This is a genomic window from Paraburkholderia sp. UCT70, assembly GCF_050434085.1.
GTDB lineage: Bacteria > Pseudomonadota > Gammaproteobacteria > Burkholderiales > Burkholderiaceae > Paraburkholderia > Paraburkholderia tuberum.
In genome coordinates, this window is the sequence record NZ_JBNPVZ010000002.1 from 1,729,589 (window position 1) to 1,747,472 (window position 17,884).

The following is a 17,884-nucleotide window of genomic DNA, read 5'->3' on the forward strand; positions in this document are numbered from 1 at the left end:
CGATGGCCTACGCGGAACGACTCGAATCAGCGTGGCTCGATCACCTCGTGCCTCGAAGCATTGACGCGCCGACGGTTGTATCGACGTTCGCTGGCTGCGGCGGATCGAGTCTCGGCTATTCGATGGCGGGCTTCGAGGAAAGGCTCGCGGTCGAGTGGAACGAGAAACAGGCCGCCTCATTCGTGGCGAACTTTCCAGACGTCCCGCTTCATCTCGGCGACATCGCGGATCTGAGCGACGCGGACGCGCTGCGTCTGTCGCGTCTGGCGCCGGGCGAGCTTGACGTATTCGACGGCTCGCCGCCGTGTCAGGGCTTCTCGCTTGCGGGCGGGCGCGTATTCGAGGACAAGCGTAACCAGCTGTTCCTCGAATACGTGCGGCTGCTGAAAACGTTCGCGCCGAAGGCGTTCGTCATGGAGAACGTACGCGGGATGGTCATCGGGAAAATGCGGCTGATCTTCGCGGACATCCTGCGCGAACTGAAGGCGACGGGCTATCAGGTCAGCGCGCGCGTTCTGATCGCGTCGCACTACGGCGTGCCGCAGGCGCGGCCGCGCATGATCTTCGTCGGGATCAGGAACGACCTCGCCGCGCTCGGTGTCGCGCCCTCGCATCCGCAGCCTCTGTTCGCGCGTGGCGTCACGGTGCGCGAGGCGTGGCACGGCGTGATCAACGAGCCCGAAGAACTGGACGTGGCGCGCTTCGGTACGAACCGGCTCGTGCATCGGATCCTGTATCGCATGAGTCCCGGCGAGTACGCGGACAAGTACCACCCGAACCGCCAGCTATACGGCATGCACCGGCTCGATTTTGATCAGGTCAGTCCGACGATCCTGCGCAACGGTGGCGCGGGCGGCGTATGCGAGGCGTGTCATCCGAGCGAGCACCGTCGCGCGACGATCGCCGAACTCAAGCGGCTGGGATCCTTTCCCGATTCCTTCGTTATGCGTGGGAGTTTTCAGGATCGATGGGCGGCGATCGGGAACAGCGTCCCGCCCCTGTTCATGCGAGCGATCGCGGCGCACGTTCGCCAGCTGCTCGCCACCGTGGAGGAACGTCATGTCGAATCCGCGTAAGCCGACCGCGCTGCGCATCATCGAGGGCAATCGCGGACATCGGCCCATACCGAAGAACGAGCCCAAGCCGCGGCGCGGAGTGCCCAAGCCGCCGGCGCATCTGGACTCGTACGCGCTCGCGGAGTGGGACAGGATCACGCCCGAGCTTGACGCGATCGGCATGCTGTCGACGGTCGACGGGACCACGCTCGCGGCGTACTGCCAGTGTGTGTCGCGCTGGATGCAGGCCGAAGAATCGATCCAGCGCATGAAGGCGCGCGACAAGCTGACGAGCGCGCTGATGATCAAGACGAGCAACGGGAACGCGATACAGAACCCGCTGGTCGGTGTGGCTAACCGCGCGATGCTGATGGCGATCCGCTTCGCAAGCGAGTTCGGCATGAGTCCTGCCGCACGCGCACGACTATCCGCGATGCCCGATGACCCGAACCCGAACGACCGGAAAGAAAGCTACTTCTGACCCGGTGACACAGTACGCGCGCGACGTGATCTCAGGAAAGATCGTCGCGGGTCCGCACGTGCGCGCCGCCTGCCGGCGTCACGTCGATGACCTCGCGCGCGGTCACGAGCGCGGTCTGTCGTGGGACCTCGTCGCAGCGATGCGCGCGATCAACTTCTTCGCGGACGTGCTGTGTCTGAACGGTGGCGAATTCGAGGGCGTTCCGTTCGTGCTGCTGCCGTGGGAAGCGTTCATCGTCGGATCGCTGTTCGGCTGGAAGCGCGCGGACGGTACGCGCCGTTTTCGCGAAGCGTATGTCGAGGGCGGCAAGGGTTGTGGCAAGTCTCCGCTCGCGGCGGGCGTCGGTCTGTACATGCTCGTCGCCGACGACGAGATGCGCGCCGAAGTCTACGCAGCCGCCACGCGTCGCGATCAGGCGATGATCCTGTTCCGCGACGCTGTCGCGATGGTCGACCTGTCGCCCGAACTGAACCGGCGGCTGGTCAAGTCGGGGCGCGGCGAGCGCTGCAACAACCTGGCCTATTACGCGAAGGGTTCGTGGTTCCGGCCGATCGCGAGCGACAGCAGCGGCCAGAGCGGACCGCGCCCGCACTGCGGGCTGATCGACGAGGTCCACGAGCACAAGGACCGTACCGTGATCGACATGATGCAGGCCGGGAAGAAAGGACGTCGCCAGCCGCTGATCTTCATGATCACCAACAGCGGCTTCGACCGGACCACGCTCTGTTTTGAAAAGCACGAGTACGGCTGCAAGATCGCCGCGCGGCAGCTTGAGGACGACTCGTACTTCGCATACGTCTGCGCGCTCGACGAAGGCGAAGACCCGTTCGAAAACGAGGACTGCTGGATCAAGGTCAATCCGTCGCTCGGCCAGACGATCCAGAAGTCCTACCTCGACGAGCAGGTCCGGCAGGCGCGCGGGATGCCGTCGCTCGAATCGACCGTGCGGCGCCTGAACTTCTGCGAGTGGGTGGACGCCGAGAACCCGTGGATCGACGGCGATCTGTGGCGCGCGTGCGAGTCGTCGACGCTGACGGTCGAAGACTTCCGCGGCTCGACGGTACACGGCGGGCTCGACCTGTCCAGCACGCGCGACCTGACCGCGCTGGCCGTCGCGCGCCGTAATGCGGACGATACGTGCGACGCGTTCGTGCAGATCTTCACGCCGGCCGAGACGATGACCGAGCGCGACCGGTTGCAGAAAACGCACCTCGTCGAGTGGTCGCGTAACGGCTACGTGTTCGCGATCGGCAAGCGGGCCATCGACGAAGGCGCGATCGTCGACAACATCGAAACGCTGATGGCGATGCTCGACATGGAAGGGATCGCGTTCGACCCGAAGCGCATCGACTATCTGATCGGCAAGCTCGACGAAGCGGGCGTGACCGTTCCGCTGATCCCGCACGGCCAGGGCTACACGAAGGCGATGGACTCGGGTCTGTGGATGCCGCGCTCGATCGAACTGACCGAGCAGCTGATTCTCGATGGCCGTCTGCGTGTCGTGTTCAATCCGTGCCTGCGGTGGAACGTGGCGAGCGCAGTCGTCGAAGCGGACGGGAAAAACAATCGCATCCTGAACAAGCGCAAATCGACCGGCAAGATCGACGGCGCGGTCGCGCTCGTGATGGCGATCGGCTACGCGTACCACATCAAGGACACAGGCGCCGACCTCGATGACTTCCTGAACAACCCGCTCACGGTCTTGCCCGCATAGGACCCGCTATGGCTGATATCCGCAACAACACGCCACAACGCCAGATAGAAGTGAGCCTGACCAATCCCAATGGCTGGGGCGTCGCGCGCGCATTCAATCAGGCGCTGACATGGTTCGGCGGCTGGTTCTGGGGTGGCAATGCCGACATTCCAGGCGTGCAGATGAACTCGCCTTCCGGTACGCCGTTTGTGTCCGTGAACGATCAGGCCGCGCTACAGGTCTCGACGGTCTGGGCCTGCATCCGTCTGATCACTGAAACGCTCGGGGCGCTGTCGATCAACATCTACGAAAAGACCGCGAGCGGTCGCAACGTTGTACAGGACCATCCGCTCGGCTACGTGCTGAACATCGCGCCGAACGATCGCATGACGAACGTCGAACTGCTGGAGTCATGGGGGATGAATCTCGCGATCGACGGCAACTGCTATAGCCGCATCATCCGCGACGGGAAGGGCGACTGTATCGCGCTCATGCCGAAGGCGTCGCAGCAGATGATGATCAAGGAGAACAAGGATGGTTCGTACGGCTATGAATACGCGTACGGCGGCGAGAAGATCCCTTACCGGCCCGAGCAGATCGTCCAGTCGCGATTGATGGGCAACGGTCTGAAGGGACTATCGCCGCTCGGCTACGCGCGCCGCTCGGTGGCGAACGCGATGGCACTCAACGAGAACGCCACGCGATTCAACATGAAGGGCGGCAAGCCCGCGGGCGTGCTGATGATCGATCACGTCCTGAAGCCCGAGCAGCGCACCGCCGTGCGCAGCAACTTCGCGGACCTTGAAGCCGGCGGCGATGCAGGCTCCCGGCTGTTCGTGCTCGAGGCGGGTATGCAGTACCAGCAGCTGACGATCACGCCCGCCGACGCGCAGATGCTGGAACAGATGCAGTTCAGCGTCGACGATATCTGTCGCGTGTTCCGCGTCCCTTCGTTCATGGTCAATAGCCACGAGAAACAGACGACCTACGGGACCGGCATCGAAACGATGGGTCAGGGATATCTCACGTTCACGCTGTATCCCTACGTCAAGCGGATCGAGGCGTCGCTCAATCGCTGGGTCGTCAAGCCGAGCGAGCGGCCGCGCATCTATGTCGAGTTCAATCTCGAAAGCCTGCTGCGCGCAGATAGCGCGGGACGTGCCGCGTATTACTCGACGATGGTCCAGAACGGACTGATGTCCCGCAACGAGGTGCGCTCCAAGGAAAACCTCGACGCGCGCGACGGCGCCGACGATCTGACCGTACAGCTAAATCTCACGCCCCTTCAGGACCTGCCGAAAGTCGCGAGCGCGAACGGCACCCAGCAGGCCGCCAAGGTTCCGAACGCACCGATCAAGGAGTAACGCCATGTCACGCAAACTCACCGGAGACACCGACCACGGCTGCGTTCTGTCGACAGTCGAGTTCAAGTTCGATAGCACCGCGAAAGGTAGCTTCGAGGGCTACGCATCGGTGTTCAACAACATCGACAGCTACGGCGACATGATGCTGCCCGGCGCCTTCGAGGAAACGATCGCCAAGCGCGATCAGGTCCCGATGCTGTTCAACCACTGGATGGACAACCTGATCGGCAAGGCGTCGAACCTCAAGGAGGACGACATCGGCCTCAAGTTCACCGGACGTCTCACGCCCGGGGCGACGATGGCCAATGACACCTATCAGCACATGAAGGCCGGCGCGCTCGACGGCGTATCGATCGGCTATCGCGTGCAACCCGGTGGCGCAGACATGGACGGCAAGATCCGCACGCTCTCGCGCGTCGATCTGCTGGAGATCTCGATGGTTATCAGTCCGGCGAACAAGTCCGCGCGAGCGAATCTCGGCTCGCTCAAATCGGACTTTGATCCCGATGAAATGAAGTCCCTCGCAGACGTGGAAGCATTCCTGCGTGATGCAGGCATGAGCCGCGTCGAAGCCAAAGCATTTATCGCAAGGGCGCGCGCGATAAATCCCTGCGTGACGCAGGAAGAGACGACAGCGACCGACGCAGCAAAGAGCGAGCAGGAACAGGCCGTTGCCATTGCAACGATGATCCGCTCATTCAAGACCGCATAGGAGCCTGAAAAATGGACATGACTGAAATCAAGCGCGCCCTCGACGAGACCTTCGGCGAGATCAAGGACGCGCAGACCAAGACCGCCGCAGAGATCCGCGAAGAACTGGCGAAGCTCGCCGACAGGGTCAAGGGACAGGACGTGAACCTGATCGACCTCGGCCAGAAACTGGCCGGCCTGTCCGAACAGGGACGGCGCGACACGAAGGCCGAAACGATCGGCGAAGTATTCGTCAAGTCGGAACAGTTCAAGGCACTCAAGGGAAACAGCAACGCGCGCAGCGCGCGCATCACCCTTGAAGGCGATCAACTGAAGGCGGTCGGCCCGATCGTCGGCGATACCGGAGCGAATCTGGTCCCGGTCGCGCCCGATCGCAAGCCTGGCATCATCGCCCCCGGCATGAACAAGGTCTGGGTGCGTGACTCGATCCCTGTCGGTCAGACGACCTCGAATCTCGTCGAGTACGTGCGCGAGAGGTCGGCGCAGCAGAACCCCGACTATCAGACGCCCGAGGGCGCGCTGAAGGGACAGAGCGACTTCCAGTTCGAACTGGTACAGGCGCCGGTCGTGACGATCGCGCACTGGATCCTCGCGTCGCGTCAGGTGCTGGACGACGAAGCGCAGCTGCAGTCGTATCTGAACATGCGCATGACGTACGGCCTGCGTCGCAAGGAGGACAACGAGATCCTCAAGGGCGACGGCGCGGCCGGACACCTGACAGGGATCACGACGATCTGCAACGCGTTCGCGCCGACCGACCCAACGCTGAACGGCATGGACAACATTCGTCTCGCGATGGCCGAGGTCGAGGGCGCGTACTACACGACCACGGTGCTCATGATGCACCCGATGGATTGGGCTGCGATGCAACTGCTCAAGAGCACGACCGGCGAGTATCTGGGCGGGAACCCGTTCGCGCCTGTACCGCCGCGTCTGTGGAACCTCGGCATCGTCGAGACGAACTCGATCCCCGAAGGAAACTTCCTTTGCGGCGACGGTAGTCAGGCAATGATCTGGGATCGTCAGCAGGTCTCGGTCGAAGTCTCACGCGAGGACGCCGACAACTTCCGCCGCAACATGGTCACGATCCTCGTCGAGGAACGGCTCACGACTTCGTTGTACGCGCCCGGTGCCTGGCAGTACGGTCCGCTCGTCGCCGCCGGCGGTGCAGCGGCTGCGAAGGCCGCAGCGGCCGCGCCGAAGAAGTAAGGGAGCGAAAGCCATGAGCACACCCGACTATCCCGAACCCGTCACGCTCGCGCTCGCCAAGGCGCACTGCCGGATCGACACGACCGACGAGGATGAACTGATCGAACAGGTCTACATCCCCGCCGGACGCGAAACGGCCGAGCAGTACACCGGCCGCACGATCCGCGCCGTGCCCGGTAGCGAGACAGTGACGCGCCACCTGTTCGCGGATGGTCGGGGCTTCGTGCTGGCGGACTTTCCCGCGTTCGATCTCGAATCGCTGAAGGTCGTCAACGACGACACCGAGACGGTGCTCGATATCGACGAGTACGGCGCGCGCATCGTCAACGGCGAGATGAACGCGACGCTCGTCACGAACAAACCGCTACCGGCCGCAGAGGCGTTCTATGCGAGCTATACGGCCGGCTATGCGAGCGGTACGGTCCCGGCGAATCTCGTGCTCGCGATGCTGGAACTGACGGCCGACGCATACGAGAACCGCGAGGCGCAGTCGTCGGCCACGGCGATGCAGCGCAATCCGCGCACTGTCGCGCTGCTCGATCCGTTCCGTATCACGTTCGGACTCTAGGGAGCGAAACGATGCAGGCCGGCAAACTCCGCTACCGCGTCTCGATCCAGAGACCGCTACGCATCCAGAACGATGCGGGCGAAGTGATCGTCGATCAGTGGGCCGAGATCGCCCGCGTATGGGCGGCGATCGAGGCGATCAGCGGTCGCGAGTACATGGCATCGAGCGAGTTTCGCGCGGGCATCACGACACGTATCCGCATCCGCTGGCGTTCCGATGTCGACGCGACGGCGCGTGTTGTCGCCGGCGACGGGACGATCTACAGCATCGACGTCGCGATGCCGGTCAAGGGGCTGACGCGTGAACTGCATCTCATGTGTTCGACCGGCGTGATCACCGAAGGAGGACAGCCGTGAACGTGAACATCGAAGCCAACGGGCTGCGCGAGATGGAACAGTTCCTGAAGACTCTGCCTGACGCGGTATCGAGGCAGATGCTTTACGGCGCGCTGATGGGTGCCGCGATGCCGATCATGAAACAGGCGCGCGAGAACGTGCTGCGCAACTTCGGCCGCTCGGCGCGCTACACGTACACGCTCGAAGAAGCGATGGTGCGGGGACGCTCGAAGAAAACCGGGCTCGCCGCGCGCGTGAACGTGATGATCAAGAAAGGCAAGGTCAAGGGAAAGACCGTGAAGTCCGGCGTCCCGAAGCCCTATGGCGACGATGCGTTCTATGGCCGGTTCCTCGAGTTCGGTACGTCGAAGATGTCCGCGAAACCGTTCCTCAGACCGGCCGCCGATTCGATGGGAAGCGAGGCGGTCAAGCGCTTCAACAACACGATGAACAAGCGCATGGCGAAGTGGTGCAAGGAACACGGCGTCAAGTACAGCCCGGGTATGGGGAGCATAACGTGACCGAACAGCAACTGTTCGCGCTGCTCGATCAGGCGCTACCCGAGCGCGTATTCCAGGCGCTCGCGCCGCAAGGCACGCCCGAGCCCTATCTCGTCTATGCGCTGATCGACGGCACCGAGAACAACGTCATGGCGGGCAGCGTCGATCTCGCGCGCATGAACTACCGGATCGACTCGTACGCGCGCAGTCATCAGGACGCGCTCGCGATCTGGAAGCGTGTGTGCGCGCTGGTCAATGCCTGTGACGGCGATCCGCTGCTCGAAGGCCGACAGGACATGTATGAGCAGGACACGCGCATCCATCGCGTGAGTATCGTTCTATCCACCTGGTATCACGAACCCGACGAGGTGCAACCGTGAAGAAAGCGATCAGCGCGGCCCAGACGCGCATGTATCTTGAAAACCTCAACGCGCCGGCCGATGGGACGGGTCTCGTCATTGGCGCATCGAAGTCCGAGCCCAGCGTGATCCAGCTGGATGACGTGTCGAAGTTGCGTAACGGCGCGTCGATCTTTCTGATCGGCACGGGCTGGACGAGTCTCGATCTGAAGTCGTGGGTCGTGCAGAACATCGACTACACGGCCAAGACCGCGACGCTCGCGCAAAGCGATACTTCGGGCGAGACCGATCCGATCGGCGCGAATGCTGCGTGGCTGCTGCACGCATACGTCGATGTCTGCGCGAAGTCCTACCAGATCAACGAGAACGCCGCGGCGTCGATCGATACGACGACCTTGTGCGATAACGCGAAAACGTCGCTCGTGGGCTTCAGCGATCCGGGCACGCTGACGTTCGACTTCTTTATCGATCCGACCGATCCCGACTATCAGGAACTGCGCGCCGCACAGAAGGACGGCAAAACGCGCATGTTCGAAGTCGTGTATCAGAACAAGGCGGTGCGTACGCTGCCGGTGATCGTGCAGTCCGTCAATGAATCCGGCGGCGTTGATCAAGCCGTACAGGGCGCGGGCACGATGAAGATCACAGGGCCGGACGTGCTGACCATGCCGCCGGGGCAAGCGACCGCGAATTACGTGCTGATCCCCGTACTGTCGCCGACGACAGGACAGGCTCCGCTCGACGTGACGCTCACGCTCAACGAAGCCGGCGGCGTCGCGACGGGCTTCTCGATCAACTGGAAGGACGGGTCGCCCGCCGAACAGGTCACGACCAAGATCGTGCCGCACCAGTACCTGACGGCGGGCTCGTACATGCCCAGCGTAATCGCGACGGTCGCGGGACAACCGACCGCGCCCTTCAAGGCACAGAACGCGGTCACGATCGAGGCGCCGCCGTATTCGCTGGGCGCGAGCGTCGCGCCGCTTTCCGGTGCCGCGCCGCTCGACGTCACGGTCTCGCTCACGGAGTCGAACGGGACCGCCGACTACTTTGATGTCGATTGGGGCGATGACACGACTGTCGAGCGCGTGAGCGCGCTGAGCGCGACGCATAACTACGCGGCGGCCGGAAGCTATCCCGTGACCGTTACGCCGACTCTGGCCGGTGTACCGGGCGCGGCCGTGCCGGCTGGCACCGTGGACGTTGCATAGGAGACCCGACATGAACGATCGCCTTGTATCGCCCGCCCGCGAAAAGATCTTTGTTGTGCAGCCGAAGGAAACGGTCGTCGAGTCCGATTCCTTCGGCGCGGTCACGCTGCGCGCGATGAACGTCAAGCGCTTCCGCGAGATCTCGACCCACCTAAACAACGAGCATCCCGAAGACTTCGGCTACGAACTGCTATGCGAGATGGCGCGCGGTCCGAACGGCGAGCGCTTCACGGTCGCGGCGATTGCGGGTCTGCCGGCACACGCGCTGCCGGATCTGCGTGCGCTCGTCGATCAGGCGGTGCTGCTGTGCGGCCATCGTCCCGATGACGCAAAAAAAGCCTGACTGACCCGGTGACGCGCCTCGTCTATGCGGTCGCTGCGCACCTGCATATGACGGCCGGGGAAGTGGAAACGCGCATGGACTCGCACGAGCTATTCACGTGGGCCACTCTGCTGTTCGGCTTCGGTTCGGATCCGGCCAGCGAGAACGTCGTGACGCTGGGCGTCGAGGATGAAATCGCAGCGTGGGGGAAATAGATCATGGCTTCAGCCGGGACGCTGATCTTCGATCTCGCCGCCGATGTCGCGCATCTGCGGCGAGACATGCAGAAAGCGAACGATACGATCATCTCGTCGCTCAAGTCCATCTCGAATTCGGCCAAGAGCATCGCCGTGATGCAGGGCGCCGGGTACGCGATGGAATTCGCGAGGGGCTTCGCGGAAGGGATCAAGTCAGCAATCGATCAGGCCGACGAACTCGGCAAGCTCGCGGCGCGTATCGGCACGACGACAGAAGAACTGTCCGCGCTGAACTACGCGGCAGAGTTCGCGGGCGTCTCGACTGACGATCTGACCGTTGGCTTCAAGGGGCTGAACAAGGCGCTGCTCGAATCGCGCGATCCGATGTCGGCTAGCGCGGCCGCGTTCAAGGCGCTGGATCTGAACGCGCAGCAGCTACGCAGCATGGACCCGGGCGCGGCGTTCGAAGAAATTGCACAGGCCATATCGGGCTTCGCGGATGGTGCCGAGAAGGCAGCGGTGATGACGCAGCTTTTTGGCAAGCAGGGTCAGGCGCTCATCCCGCTTATGAACGGCGGCAAGGAGGGATTGCAGGCCGCGCGCGAGGAAGCGGAAAAGCTCGGGCTGATCGTATCGACGCAGACCGCCGCGGCGATGGAGAGTCTGAACGACAACCTTACCCGTTTGCAGAAAGTCTCCGAAGGCGCGTTCGCCGTGATCGCGCGGCAGCTAACGCCCGCGCTCGATACGCTGGTCTCGTCGATCTTCAGCGCGCAGCAGGGAACCTCGACGTGGAACGACATGCTGACCGGCGCCGGAACGATCATCAGCGACCTGATCATCGATCTCACGCAGCTGGCCGGCGAGATCAGTATCGCGTGGCGCGAGTTGCAGGGCTATGGCGCGGCGGCCAAACAGTTCTTCGCTGGCGAGTTCAAGGCCGCGCTCGATACCACGCGCGCGGCGATGGACAGGTCGAACGCTGACATGGATGCGCTCGTCACGAAGATGGGCGACGCGAAAAAACTGCAGCGCGACATGGCGAACAATCCGATCGACTTCGGCAACGCGTCCGCAAGCTGGGACGACAAGCCAGTCGTGAAATTCACGGCCGCGCTCGACGCGAACGCGAAGGCGGGAAAGAAAGTCAAGCAGGCCGTCGACGAGTACGCCCAGATGCTCAAGGCGTTGCAGGAAGAACTTCGCCGCACGACCGCGAACGGCGACGACATGCAGATGCTGCTGACCGATCCCAAGTTTCTGACGTTCACGAAACAGCAGCAGCAGCAACTTATCGCGATCAAGGAGCAGTCGCTCGCGCTGGCCGCCGCACAGGAGGCGCAGAAAAAGGCACAGGACGATCTCGCGAAGGCGGCCGATGACGCACAGAAGGAACTGGACGCGACCGTCAAGTCGTTGCAGGACTTCGCCAGTTCGGAACTGGACTCGATCGATCCGACGCGCGAGTACATACGCACGATCGAAAAGCTGATCGCTGCGCAGAACGAAGGAATGATCACGGCCGCCGAGTTCGCCAAGCTCCAGCAGCAAGCGGCCGACAAGATGGTCGACGCGGGAAAGAAAGGCAGGACGACACTCGACGATCTGAAACAGGCGATCGAGGGCTTCGGCAAGCAGTCGTCCGACGCGCTGGTCGAATTCATGTTCGCGACCGACAAGACCGCGCAGAGCTTTAGCGAGATGGTCTCGTCGATGCTGAAGGACATCGCGAAGATGCTGGTCTACAAAAACGTGTTTGAGCCGCTTGTTGGGGGGATCAGCGCAGGCGCGACGAGCGGCAGCGCCGGCGGATTCCTCGCCGCGATCATGAACGCCTTCGGCGGGAACCGGATGGCGGGCGGCCCCGTCTCGCCGGGACAGTACTACTCGATCAACGAGACGCCGCTACGTGGCGAGTACTTCGTGCCCAACGTACCCGGGCGCATCACGACAGGAACGAGCGACGGCTCGACGTCGATCGTGATCAACGTGAACACGCAGACGGGCGAGACGGGCGCGGACGCTGACGGCTCGAAGGCGGTCGAACTGGCGAAGCGTATCGCGATGATCGTGCGACAGGTTATCGCCACCGAGAAACGGACCGGAGGACTGCTCGCATCATGACCACGACCTTTGATGTCTGGATGCACAGACTCGCGTCGCTCACGCCGCGCGCCACCGGCCTGATCTTCGACTGGTGCGTAACGACTGCATCGTGCGAGCTTGAGCCGCGCGTACGCGTCTCGCAGCTAGGCGACGGCTACACGCAGCGCCGGCCGGCCGGTATCAACACGCAGGACCAGATCTGGAGCGTGCAGCTAAACAACCTCACCGAGACGAAGGCCGCGGACGTACTCGACTTTCTCTCGGCGCGTAACGGCGTCGACGTGTTCAACTGGACGCCGCCGCGCACGTCGACCGTGCTCGACGTCATCTGCCCTTCGTGGTCGTGGAACTATGGCGACATGCTGCTCGACGGCGCGCGCGCGATGAACGTCAGCGCCAAATTCCAGCAGGTCCACGTATGAGCACAATCCAGGGCGTATCGCAGTCCCTTGATCCCGGCGCGGAGATCATGATGTTCGTGCTCGACCTGTCGCGCTTCAAGGAGCCGAACATCTACTTTCACCCGGGCACGACATGGACAGGCGGCGATGTCGTCTGGCAGGGCGTGACCTACCAGCGCTATCCCGTCTCGGCGACGGGCTTCGAGATGAAGGGAACGGGACCGCTTCCGCGTCCGCGCTTCGCGGTCTCCAATCTCACCGGCATCATCAGCGCGTTGTGCCGTCTGTACGGCGATCTCGTGGGCGCGCGCGTCGCGCGGCGGCGTACGTTGCTGCGCTACCTCGACGCGGTCAACTTCCCGGATGGCGTCAATCCCGACGCAGATCCCGACGCGTACTTCCCCGACGATCTGTTCTTCATCAACCAGAAGACCCACGAGGACCCGCAAACGGTCGAGTTCGAACTGGCCGTCGCGTTCGATACGCAGGGCCAGCTGCTACCCCGCCGGCAGATCATCCGCAACTCGTGCCCCTGGCAGTATCGCGGCGACGGCTGCGGCTATGCCGGCGGTCCTGTCGCGGACGGGAACGACACCCCGACCAGTGACCCGGGTCAGGACGTGTGCGGCAAGCGGCTCGCTTCGTGCAAGTGCCGCTTCGGTCAGAACGGCTGGCTCCCGTTCGGTGCGTTCCCCGGCGCGTCCGCTTACAGGTGAGGAGATACAGGATGGAAGACTTCAGTTCCGTACTCCCGATGATCCAGCTACACGCCGACGCGCAGGCGCCGCGCGAGTGCTGCGGACTGGTCGTGCGCAAGCAGGACGGCGTACTGCAGTACATGCCCTGTCGCAACCTCGCGCATGACGTCGACCAGTTCATGATCGATCCCGTCGATCACGCCCACGCCGAAGATACGGGCGAGATCGTCGCGTACGCGCACTCGCACGTTTTCACACCGCCCACGCCGAGCGACGCGGATCGCGAGTCGATGGCGCACACCGGCCTGCCGTGGATCATCGTCAATCACCCTGTAGGCTCTTTCACGATCAACGAGCCCGAGCCGTATATCGCGCCCTTCGTCGGGCGCGCGTTCGTTCATGGCGTGCATGACTGCTACGGGATCGTGCGCGACTGGTACGCGCAGGAACTGGACATCGCACTGAACGACTATCCGCGGCGCTTCGGCTGGTGGGACGACGAGGACGGTCCTGATCTGTACCGCGAGAACTTCGCGCGCGAGGGCTTCGTCGTCGTCCATCAAGGGCCGCTCGACGCGGTAGCGATCGGCGAACTGCGCGAGCACGATCTCCTGCTCATGCGTATCCGCGCGCGTCGCGACAATCACATGGCGGTCTACGTGGGCGCGAACGTGATCCTGCATCACCTGATCGACCAGCTATCGCGCCGCGAGGTATTGCAGGAGTTCTACCAGCGCCGCACGACCGCCGTGCTACGTCATCGCGCGCTGCTCGATACGGGAGACCCGTCATGATCACGGTAAGGTTTTACGGCGATCTGCGCCGCCTCTTCGGTCGCGAGTGGTCGCTCGAGGTTCGTTCGCCGCGCGAAGCGTTGCACGCGCTGATGATCCAGCTTCCCGGGCTGCGCGACTATTTCCGCGAGTACGCCACGCGATCGTTTCTCGTGCGCGGCCAGCACCAGGACTACGACGAGAACGATCTGCACTATCCGCTCGTGCGCGGTGTGCTCAAGGTCGTTCCGCTCGTGCGCGGCGCGGGCTCGTACGGCAAGATCCTCGCGGGCATAGCGATCGCGGTGGTCGGCGTATTCGTGCCTGTGGTCGGGGCCGCGATGATCAGCCTCGGCGTATCGCTCGCGCTGTCCGGTATCGCGCAACTACTCGCGCCGCGCCCCGCCGCGACGGCGACCCCCGAGAAAGCGGAGAACCAGCCGAGTCTCGCGTTCGATGGCGCGGTCAACACGATGGGCCAGGGTGGACCTGTGCCGCTCGGATACGGCCGGCTGCTGGTCGGCTCGGCGATCGTGAGCGTCGGTTTCTCGACCAATAACGAGATTCTGGTGACCTGATGGGACATCGCGATCTCGTTCCCGTAGCGGGTGCCGGCGGCGGTGGCGGCAAGGGCGGCGGCGGCAGCGCGAGTTCGCCCGTCGAAGCGCCGGACTCGCTGCGCTCGACGCAGTACGCGCGCGTCATCAATCTGATCTGTGAGGGCGAAGTCGAGGAGATCGTCGGCGGGCCGCAGGGGATCTATGTCGACGACACGCCGCTCGCGAACGCGGACGGTACATGGAATTTTGTCGGGGCCGGTATCGAGTGGCGTACAGGCAGCGCGACGCAGGCGCCGATCACAGGCTTCTCGGCCACCGAGAGCGAGACGACCGTCGGCGTGGCCGTGACGACAGCAGCGCCTGTTATCCGCAGCGTGACGAATCCGAACCTCAACGCGGTGCGCGTGACGATCGGCTTTCCCGCGCTGTCGGACACCGATACGAAAAGCGGCGACGTGACTGGCGTTACGGTGCAGCTGGCGATCGACGTCCAGAAGGACGGCGGCGGCTTCCAGCAGATGTACGTCGACACAGTCGTCGGCAAGACATCGAGCCGCTACCAGCGCAGCTATCGCATCAGTCTCGCGCGCTTCGGCGCGACCGGTGGCACGTACGATATCCGCGTGCGACGTCTCACACCAGACGCGACGACCGCGTATCTCGTGAACGCGTTCCAGTGGGAGACGATGACCGAGATCGTCGACTCAAACCTGATGTACCCGTACTCGGCGATCGTCGGCGTACAGATCGACGCGAGCACGTTCCGTCAGATCCCGAAGCTCTCCTTCGATATGAAACTTCGCCGCGTCCGTATCCCGGCGAACTACGATCCGATCGCGCGCACCTATAGCGGGAACTGGGACGGAACATTCCAGATCGCCTGGACCGACAATCCCGCCTGGATTCTGTTCGACCTCGCGACGACCGTGCGCTTCGGTCTCGGCGGCTATATCACGGACCAGATGATCGACAAGTGGACGCTGTACGCGATCAGCCAGTACTGCGATGGACTCGTGCCCGATGGCTTCGGCGGCTGGGAGCCGCGCTATACGTGCAGCGTCTATTTCCAGACCCGCGAGGATGCGATCACGCTGCTCCAGCAGATCGCGGCGATCTTCAACGGCATGATCTTCTGGGCCGGCGGGATGCTGACCGTCTCGGCCGACATGCCCGCGGATCCGGTTATGACCTACACGGCCGCGAACGTGATCGACGGGTCGTTCATCTACACCGGGACGCCGCTGAACCAGCGCCATACGGTCGCGCTCGTGACGTGGACCAATCGCGCGAACCGCTGCCAGCAGGAGATCGAGTACGTCGAGGATCGCGACGCAATCGAACAGTGGGGCATACGCGAGGCCGCGGTCGTCGCGCTCGGCTGTACATCGCGCGGCCAGGCGCATCGCGTCGGCCGCTGGCTGCTGCTGACCGAGCAGATGCTTTCCGAGACGGTCGCCTTCAAGACCGGTATCAATGCCGCCTTCGCGCGCCCCGGCGACGTGTTCCTCACGGCTGACGAGACGCGCGCGGGCTATCGCACAGGCGGGCGTCTGCTCGCGGCGACGGTCGATCGCCTGAAGCTCGACGCGCCGGTGACGTTCAGCATGAACGCGTCCTATACCGTGGGCGTCCTGCTACCGGACGGGACACTGCAGCGCGTCGGTCTGGTCACGCCGGGCAACGTCACGACCGACGACATTGTGCTCGCGGAAAACTTGCGTATGGAGCCCGAGCGCATGGGTGTCTGGTCGATCTCGGCGAGCAACGCGGTCAACGAGCAATGGCGCTGCATCGGCGTGAACGAGGACGAGGATGGAAACGTCGAGGTTCAGGGGGTCGCGTACCGGCCCGACAAGTTCGGCGCAATCGAGAATGGTCTCAAGCTCGAACCGATCCCGACCGGCATTATTGATCCGTTCTCGATCGGACCGCCGACCGAGCTAGCAATCATGGAGTCGAAGTATCAGGTCAGTCCGGTGGTCGTCGGCGCGCGCGCGACGTTCTCATGGCTCGCGCCGCTCGGCGCCGTACGCTACGCGGTCGCGTGGCAGTTCGAACAGGACTCGCCCGTCTATGTCGACTCGTTCATGAGTAGCATCGACGTCCAGCCTACGCGCGAGGGCATGTGGATCTTTACCGTGTGGGCGATCAACTCGCTGGGTTATCGCAGCGCGCCCGCAACGATCACCGTCGAGCTACGCGCGCTCAACCAGCCACCGGGCGATGTGCAGAACGCGCAACTCGACATCTATAACGACGCGGGCAACCTCACGTGGGAGCCGGCTACCGACCTCGATGTGATCGTCGGCGGTCAGCTCGTGGTGCGTTTTTCCTCGCGTACGACTACTACCGTTACGTGGGAGGAAACCAACGAGATCGCCCGCTTCGCAGGCGCCCAGAGTAACGGGTTCGTGCCGTTGATGAAGGGCACCTATCTGCTCAAGTTCGTCAACTCGTCGGGTGCGTACTCGCTGAACCCCGCGTACATCATCAGCACGACCGGGCCGCTTCGCGATTTCAACCTCGTCGCTGATCTGCCGCAGCACCCGGACTTCACCGGGCAGAAGGAATTCATGGTCGTGCGTTATGACGTGCTCTACCTTGAGCAGGGCGAAGATCGTTATGCGTTGTCGGCTCAGGGCAAGTATGCGTTCGATCGCACCGTCGACATGGGCAGGGTGTACACCGTGCGCTGTACTGCGTACTGCGAGGGCTCGCGCTATGACCTGTTCGATGACGTTGACACGTGGCCGGATTGGGATGCGCGCGCAGACGTGGACGGCACGAAGATCGACGAAGGCGGCGCGCTCGTGATGGCGAGCATGACGAACGTTGAACCCGCCACTGCCGCGGCCGATGACTGGTCGCCGTGGTCGCGACTCGTGGCAGCAGATCTTACGTTCCGCGCGGTGAAGTTCGGACTGGTCGTGAACGTGCCCGATACCACCTGCGGTATCGGCATCACGCAACTCGGCGCCACGGTCGACGTACCCGACCGGATGGAGAGCCGCAATAACGTACCGGTCGCAATCGGCGGGACAGTGATCGGTTTCGAAGTGCCGTTCAAGGACGCGCCCGCGATCAGCATCATCGCGCAAGGGCTCGCGACGGGCGACAAGTGGCTGATCGACCAGCAGGGCGCGACGGGCTTCCGCATCCAGTTCCAGGACTCGTCCGGCACTGGCATTACGAAGACTTGCGACTGGATCGCGCGCGGCTACGGCTACGAGCACGCGGTGCTGAAGGACATCGGTTACGCGGATCTGCTTCGAGGCGATATCGACGCGGTACTCGCGACGCGCGCGGCCATTACGCCGCAACGACAGAAAGGAGTGAACTGA

At 63.4% G+C, this 17,884-nt stretch carries 19 protein-coding genes; all 19 read left to right on the top strand.

Features of this window, described 5'->3' with window-relative positions; genetic code table 11:
- Positions 1–2: 2 nt before the first annotated feature.
- The 19 genes from OKW41_RS10350 to OKW41_RS10440 are packed head-to-tail and all read left to right on the top strand — an operon-like array spanning position 3 to position 17,884.
- Complete coding sequence (locus tag OKW41_RS10350) at positions 3–1,076, top strand: DNA cytosine methyltransferase (RefSeq protein ID WP_429572395.1); 1,074 nt, start codon at positions 3–5, stop codon at positions 1,074–1,076.
- A complete protein-coding gene (locus OKW41_RS10355) occupies positions 1,060–1,536 on the top strand; it encodes a phage terminase small subunit P27 family (RefSeq protein ID WP_429572396.1) in 477 nt (158 codons plus the stop codon). The genes OKW41_RS10350 and OKW41_RS10355 overlap by 17 nt, the downstream gene beginning before the upstream one ends.
- The gene (locus OKW41_RS10360; RefSeq protein WP_429572397.1) at positions 1,496–3,250 is read left to right on the top strand and encodes a terminase large subunit; all 1,755 of its coding nucleotides are present in this window, start codon (positions 1,496–1,498) and stop codon (positions 3,248–3,250) included. Before OKW41_RS10355 ends, OKW41_RS10360 begins: the two co-directional genes overlap by 41 nt.
- A gap of 8 nt (positions 3,251–3,258) precedes the next feature.
- Positions 3,259–4,593 (top strand): phage portal protein, encoded by a 1,335-nt coding sequence (locus OKW41_RS10365; protein WP_429572398.1) that lies wholly within the window; start codon positions 3,259–3,261, stop codon positions 4,591–4,593.
- 4 nt (positions 4,594–4,597) lie between these two features.
- Positions 4,598–5,305, top strand: a complete 708-nt coding sequence (locus OKW41_RS10370; RefSeq protein WP_429572399.1) for an HK97 family phage prohead protease — start codon at positions 4,598–4,600, stop codon at positions 5,303–5,305.
- Positions 5,306–5,316: 11 nt separating this feature from the next.
- Positions 5,317–6,513 (top strand): phage major capsid protein, encoded by a 1,197-nt coding sequence (locus tag OKW41_RS10375; protein ID WP_429572400.1) that lies wholly within the window; start codon positions 5,317–5,319, stop codon positions 6,511–6,513.
- Positions 6,514–6,526: 13 nt separating this feature from the next.
- Entirely contained in the window at positions 6,527–7,081 is a 555-nt protein-coding gene (locus OKW41_RS10380; RefSeq protein WP_429572401.1) for a head-tail connector protein, read from the top strand.
- A gap of 11 nt (positions 7,082–7,092) precedes the next feature.
- Complete coding sequence (locus tag OKW41_RS10385; protein ID WP_429572402.1) at positions 7,093–7,437, top strand: phage head closure protein; 345 nt, start codon at positions 7,093–7,095, stop codon at positions 7,435–7,437.
- On the top strand, positions 7,434–7,937 hold the full coding sequence (locus tag OKW41_RS10390) for an HK97-gp10 family putative phage morphogenesis protein (protein WP_429572403.1): 504 nt from the start codon (positions 7,434–7,436) through the stop codon (positions 7,935–7,937). Before OKW41_RS10385 ends, OKW41_RS10390 begins: the two co-directional genes overlap by 4 nt.
- Entirely contained in the window at positions 7,934–8,296 is a 363-nt protein-coding gene (gene gp17 / locus OKW41_RS10395; RefSeq protein WP_429572404.1) for a tail completion protein gp17, read from the top strand. Before OKW41_RS10390 ends, gp17 begins: the two co-directional genes overlap by 4 nt.
- Positions 8,293–9,486, top strand: coding sequence for a phage tail tube protein (locus tag OKW41_RS10400; protein ID WP_429572405.1), 1,194 nt, complete (start codon positions 8,293–8,295; stop codon positions 9,484–9,486). Before gp17 ends, OKW41_RS10400 begins: the two co-directional genes overlap by 4 nt.
- 10 nt (positions 9,487–9,496) lie before the next feature.
- The gene (locus OKW41_RS10405; RefSeq protein ID WP_429572406.1) at positions 9,497–9,829 is read left to right on the top strand and encodes a hypothetical protein; all 333 of its coding nucleotides are present in this window, start codon (positions 9,497–9,499) and stop codon (positions 9,827–9,829) included.
- An 8-nt stretch (positions 9,830–9,837) separates the two neighbouring features.
- Positions 9,838–10,023: a hypothetical protein gene (locus OKW41_RS10410; protein ID WP_429572407.1), complete on the top strand. Its 186-nt coding sequence runs from the start codon at positions 9,838–9,840 to the stop codon at positions 10,021–10,023.
- A gap of 3 nt (positions 10,024–10,026) precedes the next feature.
- Positions 10,027–12,129 carry a hypothetical protein gene (locus OKW41_RS10415; RefSeq protein WP_429572408.1) on the top strand — a complete coding sequence of 701 codons (2,103 nt, stop codon included), beginning with the start codon at positions 10,027–10,029 and terminating at the stop codon, positions 12,127–12,129.
- Complete coding sequence (locus tag OKW41_RS10420; protein ID WP_429572409.1) at positions 12,126–12,533, top strand: phage tail protein; 408 nt, start codon at positions 12,126–12,128, stop codon at positions 12,531–12,533. The genes OKW41_RS10415 and OKW41_RS10420 overlap by 4 nt, the downstream gene beginning before the upstream one ends.
- On the top strand, positions 12,530–13,228 hold the full coding sequence (locus OKW41_RS10425) for a phage minor tail protein L (protein ID WP_429572410.1): 699 nt from the start codon (positions 12,530–12,532) through the stop codon (positions 13,226–13,228). The genes OKW41_RS10420 and OKW41_RS10425 overlap by 4 nt, the downstream gene beginning before the upstream one ends.
- Before the next feature lie 11 nt (positions 13,229–13,239).
- Entirely contained in the window at positions 13,240–14,004 is a 765-nt protein-coding gene (locus OKW41_RS10430) for a C40 family peptidase (protein ID WP_429572411.1), read from the top strand.
- Complete coding sequence (locus OKW41_RS10435) at positions 14,001–14,561, top strand: tail assembly protein (protein WP_429572412.1); 561 nt, start codon at positions 14,001–14,003, stop codon at positions 14,559–14,561. Before OKW41_RS10430 ends, OKW41_RS10435 begins: the two co-directional genes overlap by 4 nt.
- The gene (locus OKW41_RS10440; RefSeq protein WP_429572413.1) at positions 14,561–17,884 is read left to right on the top strand and encodes a host specificity protein J; all 3,324 of its coding nucleotides are present in this window, start codon (positions 14,561–14,563) and stop codon (positions 17,882–17,884) included. The genes OKW41_RS10435 and OKW41_RS10440 overlap by 1 nt, the downstream gene beginning before the upstream one ends.

What these genes read in the sequence shown, in the direction of transcription:
- OKW41_RS10350 (WP_429572395.1), top strand. Translation starts at nt 3, where the DNA reads ATGGCCTACGCGGAACGACTCGAATCAGCGTGGCTCGATCACCTCGTG.
- OKW41_RS10355 (WP_429572396.1), top strand. Translation starts at nt 1,060, where the DNA reads ATGTCGAATCCGCGTAAGCCGACCGCGCTGCGCATCATCGAGGGCAAT.
- OKW41_RS10360 (WP_429572397.1), top strand. Translation starts at nt 1,496, where the DNA reads ATGACCCGAACCCGAACGACCGGAAAGAAAGCTACTTCTGACCCGGTG.
- OKW41_RS10365 (WP_429572398.1), top strand. Translation starts at nt 3,259, where the DNA reads ATGGCTGATATCCGCAACAACACGCCACAACGCCAGATAGAAGTGAGC.
- OKW41_RS10370 (WP_429572399.1), top strand. Translation starts at nt 4,598, where the DNA reads ATGTCACGCAAACTCACCGGAGACACCGACCACGGCTGCGTTCTGTCG.
- OKW41_RS10375 (WP_429572400.1), top strand. Translation starts at nt 5,317, where the DNA reads ATGGACATGACTGAAATCAAGCGCGCCCTCGACGAGACCTTCGGCGAG.
- OKW41_RS10380 (WP_429572401.1), top strand. Translation starts at nt 6,527, where the DNA reads ATGAGCACACCCGACTATCCCGAACCCGTCACGCTCGCGCTCGCCAAG.
- OKW41_RS10385 (WP_429572402.1), top strand. Translation starts at nt 7,093, where the DNA reads ATGCAGGCCGGCAAACTCCGCTACCGCGTCTCGATCCAGAGACCGCTA.
- OKW41_RS10405 (WP_429572406.1), top strand. Translation starts at nt 9,497, where the DNA reads ATGAACGATCGCCTTGTATCGCCCGCCCGCGAAAAGATCTTTGTTGTG.
- OKW41_RS10415 (WP_429572408.1), top strand. Translation starts at nt 10,027, where the DNA reads ATGGCTTCAGCCGGGACGCTGATCTTCGATCTCGCCGCCGATGTCGCG.
- OKW41_RS10420 (WP_429572409.1), top strand. Translation starts at nt 12,126, where the DNA reads ATGACCACGACCTTTGATGTCTGGATGCACAGACTCGCGTCGCTCACG.
- OKW41_RS10425 (WP_429572410.1), top strand. Translation starts at nt 12,530, where the DNA reads ATGAGCACAATCCAGGGCGTATCGCAGTCCCTTGATCCCGGCGCGGAG.
- OKW41_RS10430 (WP_429572411.1), top strand. Translation starts at nt 13,240, where the DNA reads ATGGAAGACTTCAGTTCCGTACTCCCGATGATCCAGCTACACGCCGAC.
- OKW41_RS10435 (WP_429572412.1), top strand. Translation starts at nt 14,001, where the DNA reads ATGATCACGGTAAGGTTTTACGGCGATCTGCGCCGCCTCTTCGGTCGC.
- OKW41_RS10440 (WP_429572413.1), top strand. Translation starts at nt 14,561, where the DNA reads ATGGGACATCGCGATCTCGTTCCCGTAGCGGGTGCCGGCGGCGGTGGC.